The sequence below is a fragment of the Leucobacter sp. CX87 genome, from assembly GCF_018682295.1.
Classification (GTDB): Bacteria; Actinomycetota; Actinomycetes; order Actinomycetales; family Microbacteriaceae; genus Cx-87.
This window is the reverse complement of sequence record NZ_JAFIRI010000002.1, coordinates 114,984-130,733: the sequence shown is the minus strand read 5'-3', so window position 1 is coordinate 130,733 and position 15,750 is coordinate 114,984. Positions and strand designations below refer to the sequence as shown.

General features: G+C 66.7%; 16 protein-coding genes. 14 read left to right on the top strand and 2 right to left on the bottom strand.

Annotated features, from left to right (window positions below):
- Positions 1–30: 30 nt before the first annotated feature.
- The 4 genes from rho to KOE53_RS03590 all read left to right on the top strand — a co-directional run bounded on the left by rho (position 31) and on the right by KOE53_RS03590 (position 5,352).
- Complete coding sequence (gene rho, locus KOE53_RS03605) at positions 31–2,220, top strand: transcription termination factor Rho (RefSeq protein ID WP_353055573.1); 2,190 nt, start codon at positions 31–33, stop codon at positions 2,218–2,220.
- A gap of 27 nt (positions 2,221–2,247) precedes the next feature.
- Complete coding sequence (gene prfA, locus KOE53_RS03600) at positions 2,248–3,330, top strand: peptide chain release factor 1 (RefSeq protein ID WP_188044208.1); 1,083 nt, start codon at positions 2,248–2,250, stop codon at positions 3,328–3,330.
- A gap of 70 nt (positions 3,331–3,400) precedes the next feature.
- On the top strand, positions 3,401–3,946 hold the full coding sequence (locus tag KOE53_RS03595) for a GNAT family N-acetyltransferase (RefSeq protein ID WP_188044207.1): 546 nt from the start codon (positions 3,401–3,403) through the stop codon (positions 3,944–3,946).
- Entirely contained in the window at positions 3,943–5,352 is a 1,410-nt protein-coding gene (locus KOE53_RS03590; protein WP_188057400.1) for an MFS transporter, read from the top strand. Before KOE53_RS03595 ends, KOE53_RS03590 begins: the two co-directional genes overlap by 4 nt.
- 42 nt (positions 5,353–5,394) lie before the next feature.
- Here the strand turns inward: KOE53_RS03590 and epsC are convergent, their stop codons facing one another.
- Together epsC and cysK are read right to left on the bottom strand one after the other, a co-directional pair.
- A complete protein-coding gene (gene epsC / locus KOE53_RS03585; RefSeq protein WP_188044411.1) occupies positions 5,395–5,955 on the bottom strand; it encodes a serine O-acetyltransferase EpsC in 561 nt (186 codons plus the stop codon).
- 108 nt (positions 5,956–6,063) lie between these two features.
- Complete coding sequence (cysK, locus tag KOE53_RS03580; RefSeq protein ID WP_188044205.1) at positions 6,064–7,002, bottom strand: cysteine synthase A; 939 nt, start codon at positions 7,000–7,002, stop codon at positions 6,064–6,066.
- A 149-nt stretch (positions 7,003–7,151) separates the two neighbouring features.
- Here cysK and prmC point away from each other — a divergent pair, with 149 nt between their 5' ends.
- The 10 genes from prmC to KOE53_RS03530 all read left to right on the top strand — a co-directional run bounded on the left by prmC (position 7,152) and on the right by KOE53_RS03530 (position 15,730).
- Complete coding sequence (gene prmC, locus KOE53_RS03575; protein WP_353055572.1) at positions 7,152–8,057, top strand: peptide chain release factor N(5)-glutamine methyltransferase; 906 nt, start codon at positions 7,152–7,154, stop codon at positions 8,055–8,057.
- A gap of 62 nt (positions 8,058–8,119) precedes the next feature.
- Positions 8,120–8,785: an L-threonylcarbamoyladenylate synthase gene (locus KOE53_RS03570; RefSeq protein ID WP_188057398.1), complete on the top strand. Its 666-nt coding sequence runs from the start codon at positions 8,120–8,122 to the stop codon at positions 8,783–8,785.
- 1 nt (position 8,786) lies between these two features.
- Positions 8,787–9,974: an MraY family glycosyltransferase gene (locus tag KOE53_RS03565; RefSeq protein WP_188057397.1), complete on the top strand. Its 1,188-nt coding sequence runs from the start codon at positions 8,787–8,789 to the stop codon at positions 9,972–9,974.
- Positions 9,971–10,450, top strand: coding sequence for a Cg1360 family ATP-synthase-associated protein (locus KOE53_RS03560; RefSeq protein WP_188044201.1), 480 nt, complete (start codon positions 9,971–9,973; stop codon positions 10,448–10,450). The genes KOE53_RS03565 and KOE53_RS03560 overlap by 4 nt, the downstream gene beginning before the upstream one ends.
- A 176-nt stretch (positions 10,451–10,626) precedes the next feature.
- Positions 10,627–11,430: a F0F1 ATP synthase subunit A gene (gene atpB / locus KOE53_RS03555; protein WP_188044200.1), complete on the top strand. Its 804-nt coding sequence runs from the start codon at positions 10,627–10,629 to the stop codon at positions 11,428–11,430.
- 45 nt (positions 11,431–11,475) lie between these two features.
- The gene (gene atpE, locus KOE53_RS03550) at positions 11,476–11,703 is read left to right on the top strand and encodes an ATP synthase F0 subunit C (RefSeq protein ID WP_241095399.1); all 228 of its coding nucleotides are present in this window, start codon (positions 11,476–11,478) and stop codon (positions 11,701–11,703) included.
- Between the two features lie 32 nt (positions 11,704–11,735).
- The gene (locus KOE53_RS03545; protein WP_188044199.1) at positions 11,736–12,293 is read left to right on the top strand and encodes a F0F1 ATP synthase subunit B; all 558 of its coding nucleotides are present in this window, start codon (positions 11,736–11,738) and stop codon (positions 12,291–12,293) included.
- Positions 12,293–13,078: a F0F1 ATP synthase subunit delta gene (locus KOE53_RS03540; RefSeq protein WP_188044198.1), complete on the top strand. Its 786-nt coding sequence runs from the start codon at positions 12,293–12,295 to the stop codon at positions 13,076–13,078. Before KOE53_RS03545 ends, KOE53_RS03540 begins: the two co-directional genes overlap by 1 nt.
- A gap of 53 nt (positions 13,079–13,131) precedes the next feature.
- Positions 13,132–14,757, top strand: coding sequence for a F0F1 ATP synthase subunit alpha (gene atpA / locus KOE53_RS03535; protein ID WP_188044197.1), 1,626 nt, complete (start codon positions 13,132–13,134; stop codon positions 14,755–14,757).
- 79 nt (positions 14,758–14,836) lie between these two features.
- Positions 14,837–15,730, top strand: coding sequence for a F0F1 ATP synthase subunit gamma (locus KOE53_RS03530; protein WP_188044196.1), 894 nt, complete (start codon positions 14,837–14,839; stop codon positions 15,728–15,730).
- The last annotated feature ends 20 nt before the right edge of the window (positions 15,731–15,750 follow it).

Genomic DNA, 15,750 nt, shown 5'->3' with positions numbered 1-15,750 from the left:
GCGACACGAAACCGTCCTGAAAGGATGACCGTGGAGCAGATCTCCGACGAGACCACCAATGCAACCGCAGAGGTTGCACCCGTAGCCGAGGCGCCCAAGAAGCGCGCTTCGCGCCGCGTGAGCACGAAGACGATCGCGGCCGAGGCCGCGGTTGTCCCGGCCGCTGAGGCTACGACCGCCGCGACCACTGCTGCCGCAGCGCCGGCCGCCGAGGCGCCGGCTGCAGACGCAGCTGCTGCTGAGGCACCCGTGGCCGAGGCGCCCAAGAAGCGCGCCACCCGCAGCCGCAAGAAGGTCGAGCCGGCCGTCGAGGCTGCGCCGGCCGCAGAGGCAGAGGCAGAGGCAGAGGCCGCTGCGGAGCCCGCGCCCGCGACGAAGGCAGTTCGTGCGCCTCGCCGCACGAAGAAGGCCGCAGCAGCCCCCGCCGAGGCGGCCGCAGAGGTCGTTGCCGAGGCCCCCGCAGTCGAGGAAGCGGCGGCTCCTGCTGTCGAGGTCGTCGCCGAGGAGGCTGCTCCCGCGGTCGCTGTGAAGCGCACTCGCCGCCGCGCGGGCTCGAAGGCCGCGGACGCCGCGGCAGAGGCCGCACCCGCAGCGGAGGCAGCGCCCGCTGCCGCCACCGAGTCTTCGGTCGAGAGCGCCCCGGCGTCGACGACTGACGCACCCGAGTCCGATGCGACGTCGGCCGATGCCGCGGCCGCCAGCGATGCCGACGCAGGCGCGGAGCGCTCCGGCAACAGCCGTCGCCGCGGTCGCCGCGGTCAGGGCAGCGAGCGTCAGGGCGGCGAGCAGGCCGCCGCGGACAAGAACCAGAACGAGCGCGGCCGGAACGACCGCGAGAAGTCGGATCGTACCGATCGGGCTGAACGCTCGGAGAAGAACCAGGGGGAGCGCGCAGAGCGCCCCGAGCGCGGCGAGAAGGCTCCGGAGAAGTCGAACGAGCGTAGCGATCGCGGCAACCGTGAGAACGGCCGCGACAACAACCGCGCTGAGCTGGACGACAACTCCGCACGCTCGAGCCGCACCCGCCAGCGCGACCGCAAGCGTCGTGGCGGCGGAGACGACTTTGAGCCCGAGATCACCGAGGACGATGTCCTGCTGCCGATCGCCGGTATCCTCGACGTTCTCGAGAACTACGCCTTCGTGCGCACGAGTGGCTACCTGCCCGGCACGAACGACGTCTACGTCTCGCTCGGCCAGGTCAAGAAGTACAGCCTGCGCAAGGGCGACGCGGTCGTCGGCGCGATCCGGCAGCCGCGCGACGGTGAGGGTACTGGCCGTCAGAAGTACAACGCGATCGTTCGCATTGACTCGGTCAACGGGCGCACGCTGGAGGAGAACGCTGACCGCGTCGAGTTCAGCGACCTCACCCCCCTCTACCCGCAGGAGCGCCTGCGGCTCGAGACCGGTCAGGAAAAGCTCACGCAGCGCGTGATCGACCTCGTCGCACCCATCGGCAAGGGCCAGCGCGGCCTCATCGTCGCGCCCCCGAAGGCGGGCAAGACGATCGTCCTGCAGCAGATCGCCGACGCGATCGCTCAGAACAACCCCGAGGTTCACCTCATGGTCGTGCTCGTGGATGAGCGCCCAGAAGAGGTCACCGACATGCAGCGCACGGTGAAGGGCGAGGTCATCGCCTCGACCTTCGACCGCCCCGCGGAGGATCACACCACGGTGGCCGAGCTAGCCATCGAGCGCGCGAAGCGCCTCGTCGAGCTGGGCCACGACGTCGTCGTGCTGCTCGACTCGATCACCCGCCTGGGCCGCGCCTACAACATCTCCTCGCCGACCTCGGGCCGCGTGCTCACGGGCGGCGTGGATGCTGCGGCGCTGTACCCGCCCAAGCGTTTCTTCGGCGCGGCACGCAACATCGAGAATGGCGGCTCGCTCACCATCCTCGCGACCGCGCTCGTCGAGACCGGTTCCAAGGCCGACGAGGTCATCTTCGAGGAGTTCAAGGGCACGGGCAACATGGAGCTGCGGTTGTCGCGCCAGCTCGCCGACAAGCGGATCTTCCCCGCGGTCGATCTCAACGCGTCGTCGACTCGTCGCGAGGAGATGCTGATGGGCCCCGACGAGGTCAAGGTCACGTGGAAGCTGCGCCGTGCACTCGGCGGGCTCGATCGCGAGCAGGCGCTGGAGTCGGTGCTCGGCAAGCTGCGCGAGACCTCCACGAACGTCGAGTTCCTCATGCACATGCAGAAGTCGTCCGGCCTCAGCTGAGCCAGCGATACCGCGTAAGGATACGAAATGTTTGAACAGGTAATTGGGCTCCTTGAGGAGCACCTGGAGTTGCAGGGTCAGCTCGCTGACCCCGCGCTCCACGCGGACGCCGCGCGCGCCAAGAAGGTCAACCGGCGCTACGCCGAGCTCAGCAAGATTAAGGCGGCCTACGAGTCCTGGGTGCAGGCCGGGGAAGACCTCGAGGCTGCGCGAGAGCTCGCGAAAGAGGACGAGTCGTTCGCCGAGGAGGTCCCTTCGCTCGAGGAGGGCCTCGTGCAGGCGCAGGAGAAGGTTCGCCGACTCCTGATCCCGCGTGACCCCGACGATGCTCGCGATGTCATTCTCGAGATCAAGGGTGGTGAGGGCGGCGCCGAGTCGGCGCTGTTCGCTGCCGACCTGCTCCGGATGTACCTGCACTACGCCGAGTCTCGTGGGTGGAAGACTGAGATGCTCGAGAGCGACGAGAGCGATCTCGGCGGCTACAAGAACGTCCAGGTGGCGATCAAGTCGAACACGGCCGATCCTGCGCAGGGCGTCTGGGCGAGCATGAAGTACGAGGGCGGCGTGCACCGCGTGCAGCGCGTCCCCGTGACGGAGTCGCAGGGCCGCATCCACACCTCGACGACGGGCGTACTCGTCTACCCCGAGGCGGATGAGCCGGAAGAGGTGCAGATCAGCCAGAACGATCTCAAGATCGACGTGTACCGCTCGAGCGGCCCCGGCGGCCAGTCGGTGAACACCACGGACTCCGCCGTGCGCATCACCCACCTTCCGACGGGAATTGTTGTGGCGATGCAGAACGAGAAGAGCCAGCTGCAAAACCGTGAAGCAGGCATGCGCGTGCTTCGGGCTCGCCTGCTCGCGAAAATCGCAGAGGACGCCGCCGCCGAGGCGAGCGTGTACCGCAAGAGCCAGATTCGCACGATGGATCGGGCCGAGCGGATTCGGACGTACAACTTCCCGGAGAACCGCATCGCTGATCACCGCACCGGGTACAAGGCGTACAACCTTGACCAGGTGATGAATGGTGCCCTCGGACCCGTGGTCGAGGCGTGCATCCAGGCTGACGAAGAGGCGCAGCTCGCCGAGCTCGGCGAATCGCGCGGCTAGCTCCCGCATCGCACGTACCGCCCGTGTCGCCCGCGCATTGCGTGGCGACACGGGCGGTACGCTTATCGGTATGCATACCCCCGCAGCACAGTCGCTCTCGGTCGGCCCCCTGGTCACGCTTCGTCTGCCCGAGGAGCGCGATCACGCGCCGCTCGTCGCGACCCTGCACGAGCCTGAAGTTGCGACGTGGTGGGTGGGCTACACCCCAGATCGCGTGCAGGCCGAGATGATCGACGCGCCTGACATCACCCGGATCATCGAGGTCGAGGGCCAGACCGCCGGCATGCTCTACGTCATCCGGGGGAGCGACCCCGAGTACCCCACGACCGTGATTCACCTGTTCCTCGCGACCCGCTTTCGTGGCCGCCGCATCGGCGAGGAGGCGCTCGCTCTCGCCATCCGTGGGGAGTTCGCCGACGGCATCACCCGGATCACGCTTGACCCGAACGCCAAGAACCTGGGCGCCATTCGGAGCTACGAACGGCTTGGCTTTCGGCCCATCGGGATCCTGCGGGATTACCAAGTGCGCCCCGACGGCAGCCTCGACGATGCGCTCTTCATGGATCTCACGCGTCGCGACTTTCCGGACGGCCCGCCGCTGCCGGTGCGAGAATGACAGCGGCGTCCCGGGCACCCTCGGGCGCCTGGGTACGCTGGCTCGTGTGGGGCGTCGCCTCCCTGAGCTACATGATCGCGATTGTCAACCGCACCTCACTCGCGGCACTCGGTCCCGCGGCGCAGGAACACTTCCGCATCGACGCGACGATGCTCTCGATCTTTGCGGTGATCCAGCTCGTTGTCTACGCGGGGCTGCAGATCCCGGTCGGCATCGCGCTCGACCGGTTCGGCGTCACCGCCCTCATTGTCACTGGCGGGTTTGGGATGTTCGCCGGCCAGCTCCTCATGGCGACCGCGGACCAGGTCTGGCTCGCGGTCGTCGCGCGGGTGCTCATCGGCGCCGGCGACGCCTGCACCTTCATTAGCGTCATGCGCCTGCTGGTGGACTGGTTCCCGGTCAGGCAGCTGCCGGTGCTCAGCCAGGTCACCGCCATCATCGGCCAGGCCGGTCAGCTGCTCGCGCTCGCCCCGCTGTCACTCGCGATCGGGGTCCTGGGCTGGACGCGCGGGTTCATGGGCGTCGCCGCGGTCGGCCTGCTCATGACGATTCTGTTCATCGTCGTCTTGCGTGACAAGCCCGGCACGGGCACCCTGCTGGAGCGGATGACGGGGCGGCTCGGCAAGACGAGCCGGGCCGCGGGCATCGCGCTCGGGGGCAAGATGTCGGGGGACTCTGGTGCGCTCCCCGCCGTGACGGGCGCCATCCCCACGATCACGGGGACGATGCAGACCGCGCCGGGCCAGGGCATTTGGGCGAGCCTTCGGGGCCTGTTGCGTCTCCCCGGCGTGCGCCTTGCGTACTGGGTACACTTCACCCCGCCGTTCGCAATGAACGCCTTCGGGCTGCTCTGGGGCACCCCGTTCCTCACGGGTGGGGTGGGCATGACCCCGGCGGAGGCATCGGGGATGCTGAGCATCGCGGTCGTCTCGTCTATCGTGGCCGGGCTGCTGCTCGGCCCCATCACGTCGCGATTTGCGCAGCATCGCGTCGCGGTTGTGGTGTTCGTCACCGTCTGCGTCGCGCTGTCCTGGGGTGCGGTCCTGCTGGTACCCGGCACGCCTCCCACCTGGCTGCTCCTGGTGCTCATGATCGTCGTGCCGATCGGCGGCCCGACCTCAATGATTGCCTTCGAAGTGGTCCGCACGCACGTCCCCGCAAGCCGAGCTGGCCTCGCGACGGGCCTTGTGAACACGGGAGGCTTCACGGCGTCGCTGCTCGTGATCCTGCTGATCGGGCTCGCGCTGGATCTGCAGGGCGCCGGCTCACCAGATGACTACTCGCTCGTTGCGTTCGAGGTCGCCTTTGCGCTCCAGGCGCCGTTTTGGATCCTCGGGATCGCGATGATCCTGGTGGAGTTCCCGAAGGCCCGCCGCTGGTTGCGCGAGCGCGGTCGGCAGCTCTAGGCGCGGTCTGGACCCGCCGGAGGGCCCGAGCGCCTGCAGGTGCTAGATAACGTAGAAGTCTGCGTCGTCCGGTTGTTCTGCCGGGGCGCCCCGGCGTGGCCGCGCCGCGGCAGGGATGCCGACCAGGGTCGTCCACGGAGCCGCAGAGCGCACCACCACCGCGTTCGCGCCGATCGCGCTGTCGGCGCCGATCTCGATCGCGCCGAGCACCTTCGCGCCCGCACCGATCACCACCCGGTCGCCGATCGTGGGGTGCCGCTTGCCGTGCTGGTGGCCCGTACCGCCGAGGGTAACCCCGTGGTAAAGGTGCACATCGTCGCCGATGACGGCGGTCTCCCCGATCACCACGCCCATCCCGTGATCAATGAAGAGGCGCCGGCCAATCGTCGCCCCGGGATGAATCTCGATGCCCGTTCCAAAGCGCACGACCTGCGAAATCGCGCGCGGGATAAAGCGCAGGCCGCGCCGCCAGAGCGCGTTCGCCGCGCGATGCCACCACACCGCGTGAAGCCCCGAGTACACGAAAAACACCTCGGCCGTGCCGCGCGCGGCCGGGTCGTGTGCGCGGGCGGAGCGGATGTCCTCGAGGATGCGGGAAAGGATCGTGTGCTCGCTTTCGTCGGGTGAAACGGGGGAGCGGGGGCCCCGTCTGCACGAAGCCCCCGCTAGGGGTGGAACGGGGTTTCGCCCGTCCGTATTCCGGTGAGGGGGTTAGCCCTCGTTCAGGTCCGCGAAGAGCACGGTCGAGAAGTAGCGCTCGCCGAAGTCGGGGACGATGACGACGATCTTCTTCCCAGCGTTCTCGGGGCGCTTCGCGACTTCGAGTGCCGCGTGCACGGCCGCGCCGCCCGAGATGCCGGCGAGAATGCCCTCGTCAGTGCCGAGCGCGCGGGCGACGCGGATCGAGTCGTCAAGGGTGACGTCGAACACCTCGTCATACACGTCGCGGTTCAGGATGTCGGGAACGAAGTTTGCGCCGAGGCCCTGGATCTTGTGCGGGCCGGCCTGGCCGCCGTTCAAAATGGGGGAGTCGACGGGCTCGACCGCGATGACCTGGAGGTCGGGCTTGCGTTCCTTGAGGAGGCCGCCGGCGCCGGTGATGGTGCCGCCGGTGCCGATGCCGGCGACGAAGATGTCGACCTCGCCATCGGTGTCGCGCCAGATCTCTTCGCCCGTGGTGGCGCGGTGAATGGCCGGGTTGGCGGCGTTGCCGAACTGGTTCGCCAGGATCGCGCCAGGGGTCTCGGCGACGATCTCCTTTGCCTTCTCGACCGCCCCGCGCATGCCGAGCGGGCCTTCGGTGAGGACGATTTCGGCACCGTAGGCGCGCAGCAGCTTGCGCCGCTCAATGCTCATGGTCTCGGGCATCGTCAAGACGACGCGGTAGCCGCGGGCTGCGCCGACGAGCGCCAGAGCGATGCCGGTGTTTCCGCTCGTGCCTTCGACGATGGTGCCGCCGGGCTTGAGTTCGCCCGACTGCTCGGCCGCGTCGACGATCGCGACGCCGATGCGGTCCTTCACGCTGCCGGCCGGGTTGTAGAACTCGAGCTTCGCGTAGACCTCGGCAGCGGCGCCGTCGGTCACGCGGTTCAGGCGCACGAGCGGGGTGTTGCCGAATGCCTGGGTAATGTTGTCGTAGGTCCGTGCCATAACGGATGCGCCTTCCGGTGAGCGAACAAGGGTCGACCCGCGCGAGGCGGGGCCGTGATGAAGCATATCGCGAGATTATCTCAGTCTTCACTGTGTGTTATGAATTGTGTCAACAAAAACTGCGGCGGGCCCGCGGGAAGCGAGGCGGCGTGCTGCTCAAGGCATTGCTTGACGAGATTGAGCGGCAGCTCGCGGACGCCGGAGTGCCAGATCCGCGCACCGACGCGGAGCTCCTGGCCGGTCACCGCCTGGACGCGTCCCGCGGCCGGGTCCAGGTGCTGGTCGCGCTTGGGGAGGACCTCTCCGACGACGACACCCGCGCAATCCGGGCGCTCGCGGAACAGCGCGCTGAGCGGGTGCCGCTGCAGCACCTCACGGGGCGGGCGCCCTTTCGCGGCATCGAGCTCTCAGTGGGTCCGGGCGTCTTCACCCCGCGTCCCGAGACCGAGATGGTGACCCAGTTCGCGATTGACGCCCTGCAGGCGGTACCCACCGCCGAGCCGCTCGCGGTGGACCTCTGCACCGGCTCAGGCGCGATCGCGCTCGCGATCGCGAACGAGCTGCCGACGGCGCGTGTCTGGGCGGTCGAGAAGGACCCGCAGGCGCATGCATGGGCGACTCGCAACGTCGCCGAGCTCGGGGACGGCCGAGTCACCCTCCTCTGCGGCGACCTCCGCGAGTTGGATCCTGCGCACGCGCAGTCGGAGGCTGCCGACGCGCCGATCACCCAAGCGCTCGCACCCCTGCGCGGACGGGTCCACGTCGTGGTCTCAAACCCGCCGTACGTGCCATCGGGCGCGATTCCGCGCGAGCCGGAGGTGCGTGAGCATGATCCCGAGCTCGCGCTGTACTCGGGTGAGGACGGCCTGGATCTCATCCGGGTGATCAGCCGCGCCGCGCGCGGCCTGATCGCGCCGGGCGGCCTGCTCGTCCTGGAGCACGCCGAGGGGCAGGGCGCAGACATTCGCGCGCTGCTCACCCGCGATGGCTGGCGGGCCGCCGCGACGCACCGGGACCTCACGGGGCGCGACCGCGCGACGGTCGCGCACGCGTAGGAAACGGGCCGCGAGACGGCGCGGGATCCGGATCGGTCTCCACGCGAGTAGAATCGTGACTCATGGCCGAGGTCTTTGACTGTTCCGATAACTCCCAGCTGCTTTCCGGCGCCCGCGAGGCCCGTCAGGCGATCGCGCGCGGGGAGGTCGTCGTGCTGCCGACTGACACCGTGTACGGAGTCGCGGTTGATGCGTTTAGCCCACAGGCGGTCGACAAGCTGCTCCGCGCCAAGGGCCGCGGGCGTCAGTCCCCGCCGCCCGTACTCGTGCCGAACACGGCGACGCTTGCCGCGCTTGCGGAACGCGTTCCCGCGCCGGTGCAGCAGCTCGTTGACGCGTTCTGGCCTGGGCCGCTCACGATCGTCCTTCCCGCGCAGCCCTCGCTCGCGTGGGACCTGGGCGAGACCGGCGGCACCGTGGCGCTGCGCATGCCGGACCGTGCGCTCACGCTCGAGATCCTGCGCGAGACGGGCCCCCTGGCCGTGTCCTCCGCGAACCGCACCGGCGAGCCGGCGGCGATGACGGTCGCTGAGGCCCAGGCAATGCTCGGGGACTCGATCGCCGTGTATCTGAACGACGGACCCTCCTCAAGCGACGGCGTCGCCTCCACCATCATTGACGCGACGAAGCTCGACGATGACGGCGGAAGCATCCGAATTCTGCGCGAGGGAGGCGTGAGCCGGGAGGCGATCGCCGAGCTGCTCCCGCAGGTCACGATCGAGCCGTAGCGTGACCCCGTACCTCATCGTCGCAGCCGTCGCGGCACTAGTTTCGGCTGCGGCCTCGATGGTGGTGCTCCGGCTGAGCCGCCGGTTCCGACTCGCCCCCGAGGTGCGCGAGCGGGACGTGCATAGCAACCCGACTCCGCGCCTCGGCGGCATCGCGATGTTCGTGGGGGTGCTCGCGGCATTCGGGTTCGCGAACCTGCAGGAGGAGTTCTCCGGTCTGGCCGCCCGTCCGGCGCAGCTCTTCGCGGTGCTCGGCGCGTGTGCGTTGATCGTCGCGGTCGGCGTGCTCGACGACCTGCTGGACCTGGACTGGATGGTCAAGCTTGCGGTGCAGCTCACCGCGGCCGGCCTCCTCGCCTGGCAAGGCGTGCAGATCGTGTCGCTGCCATTTGGCGACACGCTCATCGTGGGTTCGCCCGTCGTGAACTTTGTGATTACGGTCTTCCTCATCACGCTCGTGATGAACGCGGTCAACTTCGTGGACGGCCTCGACGGCCTCGTCGCGGGGGTCGCGATCATCGCAAACCTCGCTTTCTTTATCTACACGCGCCTCCTCGTGGCCCAATCGGGCTCCGCCGACGCGGTCGAACTCTCGAGCCTGATCGCCGCGATCTTGGTGGGGGTGTGCGTCGGCTTCCTTCCCTTCAACTGGCATCACGCCAAGATGTTCATGGGAGACACCGGGGCCCTGCTGATTGGCCTGCTCATGGCGGTGTCGACAATCTCGGTGACTGGGCAGCTGAACCCAGCCGCGCTCGACCAGAAAGTCGTGCTCGCCGGCTACATCCCGATCATTCTGCCCATCGCGGTGCTCGCGGTTCCGATCGCGGACTTCACGCTGGCCGTCGTGCGCCGCGTGCAGGCGGGAAAGAGTCCCTTTTCGGCGGACCGCAAGCACCTGCACCACCGGCTCCTCGACATGGGGCACTCCCACGTGCAGGCGGTGAGCATCTTCTACCTGTGGACAGCCGTGATCTCCCTCGCGTGCCTGCTCGTCTTTACCCTGCAAGACTTCGTGATTCCGGGAATCGTGTTCTTCGGCGGCGCGCTCGTATGCGTGCTGGTCACCATCTTCCCGCTCAAGCGACGACCGGCTGTAGCTGAATCGAGCGGTCAGCAGGACTTGCTACCGTTGACAGGGCCGGATCCGGCCGATGCACCACACCCCGATGAGAGGACTTCAGCGTGACGGACCCCCAGGAGACCGGCGCCGCCCCGGCGGCAGATTCGGCCCCCGAACCCAAGCGGCCGAGCTCGCAGCCGCTATTGCTGAAGGCGCTGCGCTGGAGCGCGATCAGTGGGATCCTGCTGATCTTGGCCTTCGTCGTCATCGGTTTCCTCATCGACGGTTCGCGCGGCGCCATTGGCGGGGGACTCGGTGCCGCGTTCTCGGTCGTGTTCCTGGCGATCACGGTGGGGAGCATCGCCTTCTCGAACCGCTTCTACGGCCAGGATCTCTACGTCATCATCTTCTTTTCCTTGATCCTCGGGTCCTGGTTCATCAAATTCATTGCTTTTATCGTCGCCGCGGTGCTGTTGCGAGACCAGCCCTGGCTCAACCCGACGATCCTGTTTATTGGGGTCATCACGGGCGTGATCTTCTCGCTCGCAGTGGACGCGATCGTGATCCTGCGCTCCCGCCTCCCGTACGTCAGCGATAGCTAGGAACAAACTTGCTCCTCGGTTTCTCTGAGGGCGAATCTATTGGTAGGATTGAGAAGTTCCCTGCCGCGCGCCCCCTTCGGGTGTGCGCTTGCGGGTGAGGGGGCTCACCATCGTTCGACGCCGTGCGGCCAGAGGTCGCACCCCGAATCAGGAGAAAAGCGCTGTTTGCTAACGCTATGAATCTCGTGGCCCCACTCGTTGCCGCTTCCGAGGGAGGCGGCTTCCACCCGCCGTCGATTGACGAGTTCTTCCCGGAGGGGATCCTCTTTGTAGGAACCCCGTTCGAGATGAACCGCATCATGATCATTCGCGTGATCCTGACGGTGCTTCTCGTGCTCCTCTTCTGGCTGGGCACTCGCCGCATGCAGGTTGTCCCTGGTCGCGGCCAGAGCCTTGCTGAGATGGCACTGGACTTCGTGCGCGTCAACATTGCCGAGGACCTCCTGGGCAAGAAGGACGGACGTCGCTTCCTGCCGATCCTGACCGCCATCTTCTTCATGGTGCTGGCGTTCAACCTCACCGGCGTGGTGCCGTTCTTCAACATCGCCGCGTCGTCGGTGATCGGTGTCCCGCTCGTGCTGGCGCTTGTCTCGTACATCACCTTTATCTATGCCGGTATCCGCAAGAGTCCGGCGAAGTTCTTCAAGAACTCGCTGTTCCCCGCGGGCGTTCCGTGGCCGGTGTACTTCATCGTCACCCCGATCGAGCTGATCTCCACGTTCGTCATTCGGCCGGTCACGCTCACGCTTCGTCTCCTGATGAACATGGTCGTCGGGCACCTCCTCTTGGTGCTGTTCTTTGCCGCGACCCAGTTCTTCCTGTTCGAAGCTGACGGCTTCATGAAGTTGTTTGGCGTCGGCACCCTCGCCTTCGGATTCGCGTTCACGCTGTTCGAGATCCTGGTTGCTGTTCTCCAGGCCTACGTCTTTGCACTGCTTACCGCTGTTTACATCCAGCTCGCGCTGGCTGAAGAGCACTAAATCGGGTTTGGCAACCGCCAAGCTCACTACGGAAGGAAAAACACAGTGTCTGTTCTCGCTGAAATCTCGGGCAACATTGCGACCGTCGGTTACGGTCTCGCCGCGATCGGCCCCGCCATCGGTGTGGGTATCGTCGTAGGCAAGACGATCGAGGGTGTTGCTCGTCAGCCCGAGCTCGCCGGCCGTCTCCAGGTCCTCATGTGGATCGGTATCGCGTTCACCGAGGCGCTCGCGTTCATCGGTATCGCCACGTACTTCATCTTCACTTCCTAAGCAGCCCCTCTTAGTCTCGAAAGGGAGGCTCGATGATCAACGCAGTTGTCGCTGTTTCAGGGCCGGTCGCCGCGGCGTCCCAAAACCCCCTGCTGCCCGCGACGTACGACATCATGTGGTCGGCGGTCTGCTTCATCGTCATCCTCGTCGCATTCTGGAAGGTTTTCCTTCCCAAGATGCAGACGATGCTCGACGCACGCGCTGAGGCCATTGAAGGCAACATCGCCAAGGCCGATGAGGCTCAGGCGAAGGCCGAGGCCGCACTCCAGGAGTACACCGCCCAGCTTGCTGGTGCGCGTCAGGAAGCCGGAGATATCCGGGATTCCGCTCGCACCGACGCCGCGAAGATCGTGGCGAAGGCCAAGGAGGACGCAACGCTCGAGCAGACGCGCATCGCGCAGGCCGCTCAGGCGCAGATCGAGGCAGAGCGCCAGAGCGCTGTTGTCTCGCTGCGCAAGGAGGTCGGCTCGCTCGCGATCGACCTGGCCTCGGGCGTAGTCGGAGAGTCCCTCTCTGACGATGCGAAGTCGGCTGCGCTGGTCGACCGCTTCCTTGCCGATCTCGAGGAATCGCAGAAGGCAGCCCAGTAATGGGAAGCGCGTCTCGTGAAGCTCTGAGCCAGGTGAGGGTCGTCTTGGGCGACCTCACCGGCCAGGCACCCCTCGGCTTCGGCCGCGAGCTTCTCGGTGCGGCGGCGACCATTGCGGCCGCCCCCGCGCTGAGTAGCTCGTTGGCAGATCCGGCGGCAGCAGCTTCCTCGAAGCAGCAGGTCGTTGCGAAACTGTTCGGTTCGCTGCAGGATCCGGCCCGCCGGGTGCTCGACGCAGTCGCCTCGGCGCGCTGGTCGAATGCAGAGGAACTGGTCGACGGCGTCGAGGAGATCGGTATCCGCGCTGAGGCGCGGGCGGCCGAGAACCTGGCCGACGAGCTCGAGGCTGTCGCCGCCATCATTGGCAGCCAGCACGAACTCGAGCTCACGCTCGGCAGCAAGCTGGTCGCCCCTGCGGCGAAGGCCGAACTGGTCACCAGCCTGCTCAAGGGCAAGGTTTCGACCTCCGCGCTCGCACTGGTCGCCTACTTTGTAGCGAACCCGCGCGGTCGTCGCTTGCGTACCCTGCTGAAGCAGGCCGCAGTGATCGTCGCCGACGAGGGTGGCAGCGCGCTTGCCACCGTCACGGTTGCCGCTCCGCTCGATGCGCAGCGCACCGAGCGTCTTCGGGTTGCGCTCTCCGCGAGTGCCGGTCGTCCCGTCAAGATCACGACCGTCATCGACCCCGACCTCGTCGGGGGCGTGCGGATCCAGATGGCTGACACCGTCATTGACGGCAGCGTCCGGGCCCGCCTCGACGATCTCCGACTGCAGCTCGCAGGCTAGAGCACAACTTCCACCCCGGGGGCGGCGCTTCCGGTACAGACAGAGGAAACGAAATGGCAGAACTCTCAATCAGCCCGGACGAGATCCGTGATGCGCTGAAGGAATTCGCGGCATCGTACGAGCCCAGTGGTGCGGCGTCGACTGAGGTCGGCACCGTCATCGACGCAGCCGACGGTATCGCCCACGTCGAGGGTCTCCCCGGCGTCATGGCCAACGAGCTGATCCGCTTCGCGGATGGCACGCTGGGCCTTGCTCAGAACCTTGAAGAGGATCAGATCGGCGTCGTCGTGCTCGGTGAGTTCACCGGCATCGTCGAAGGCCTTGAGGTCACCCGCACCGGCGAGGTCCTTTCGGTCCCCGTGGGCGAGGGCTACCTCGGCCGCGTGGTTGATCCCCTCGGCGCCCCGATCGATGGCCTCGGCGAGATCACGGGCATCGAAGGCCGTCGCGCCCTCGAGCTCCAGGCTCCCGGCGTCATGCAGCGCAAGTCGGTGCACGAGCCCATGCAGACCGGTATCAAGGCGATTGACGCCATGATCCCCGTCGGCCGCGGCCAGCGCCAGCTGATCATTGGTGACCGCCAGACCGGTAAGACGGCTCTCGCGATCGACACGATCATCAACCAGCGTGCGAACTGGGAGACCGGCGACCCGCAGAAGCAGGTGCGCTGCATCTACGTCGCCATCGGCCAGAAGGGCTCGACCATTGCTTCGGTAAAGGGCGCGCTCGAGGAAGCCGGCGCGATGGAGTACACCACCATCGTCGCTTCGCCCGCCTCTGACCCGGCTGGCTTCAAGTACCTCGCCCCGTACACCGGCTCGGCCATTGGCCAGCACTGGATGTACGACGGCAAGCACGTCCTCATCGTGTTCGACGATCTGTCGAAGCAGGCCGAGGCGTACCGCGCCGTATCGCTGCTCCTTCGCCGTCCGCCGGGGCGCGAGGCATACCCGGGCGACGTGTTCTACTTGCACTCGCGTCTGCTCGAGCGTTGCGCGAAGCTCTCGGACGAGCTGGGCGCTGGCTCGATGACCGGCCTGCCGATCATTGAGACCAAGGCGAACGACGTCTCGGCGTACATCCCGACCAACGTGATCTCGATCACCGACGGCCAGATCTTCCTCCAGTCGGACCTGTTCAACGCGAACCAGCGTCCCGCAGTGGACGTCGGCATCTCGGTCTCGCGCGTGGGCGGCGACGCTCAGGTGAAGTCGATCAAGAAGGTTTCGGGCACGTTGAAGCTCGAGCTCGCTCAGTACCGTTCGCTTGAGGCTTTCGCGATGTTCGCGTCGGACCTCGACGCGGCCAGCCGTCGTCAGCTCGAGCGTGGCGCACGCCTCACCGAGCTGCTCAAGCAGCCGCAGTACTCGCCGTACGCGGTGGAGGAGCAGGTCGTCTCGATCTGGGCCGGCACCACGGGCAAGCTCGACAAGGTCCCCGTTGAGGACATCCTGCGCTTCGAGCGCGAGTTCCTCGACTTCCTCGGCCGCAACTCGGAAGCGCTCACCACGCTGCGAGAGACGAACGTCCTCACCGACGACATCGTCTCCGAGCTCACGGCAAAGATCGAGGGCTTCACCCTCGAGTTCCGGACCTCCGCCGGCCAGACCCTGGCCGAGCAGTTCCAGAAGCTCGATGAGTCCGAAATCCAGCAGGAGCAGCTCGTCATCAAGAAGTAACTCGGCCCCGGGGCGGGGGAGTGATTCCCCGCCCCGACCGGTTACCTCTTGACGAGATCCTCACAGACACAGGAGAGACATGGGAGCGCAACTTCGGGTCTACCGGCAGAAAATTCGTTCTGCTCAGACGACCAAGAAGATCACCCGGGCGATGGAGCTGATCGCAGCCTCTCGCATCCAGAAGGCGAAGGCTCGCGTCGCGGCGTCCACGCCCTACGCGAACGCGATTACTCGCGCCGTGTCGGCCGTTGCCACGCACTCGAACATCGACCACATGCTCACCACCGAGCCGGAGAAGGTCGAGCGCGCAGCGATCGTCATCTTCACCTCTGACCGCGGCCTTGCTGGCGCGTTCAACTCACAGGTGCTGCGCGAGGCTGAGGAGCTCAACGAGCTGCTGCGCGCCGAGGGCAAGGACGTCCAGTACTTCCTTATCGGTCGTAAGGCTCAGGGCTACTTCACGTTCCGCAACCGCAAGGCAGAGCGTGCCTGGGCGGGTGGCACCGAGAACCCCGTGTTCGAGACGGCCAAGGAAATCACGGACGCGCTGCTCGCGACGTTCGCGAAGCCCGCGTCCGAGGGCGGCGCCGACGAGATTCACCTCGTCTACAACCGCCTCGTCAGCATGATGAGCCAGGTTCCTCAGGTACACCGCCTGCTTCCCCTCGAGATCGTTGAGGGTGTTGCTGAGGTCGAGGACAAGGTCGCACAGCCGCTGTACGAGTTCGAGCCCGAGGCAGAGACTGTGCTCGACAAGTTGCTTCCCGTCTACATCGAGTCGCGTATCTTCAACGCGCTGCTCGAGTCTGCTGCGGCGAAGCACGCGGCGACGCAGAAGGCGATGAAGTCGGCGAGCGATAACGCGGATACCCTCATCCGCGACTACACGCGCCTCGCGAACAACGCTCGTCAGGCCGAGATCACCCAGCAGATTTCCGAGATTGTGGGCGGCGCCGACGCGCTGTCCAACTAGTCGCAACGCTAGAAGAGAGA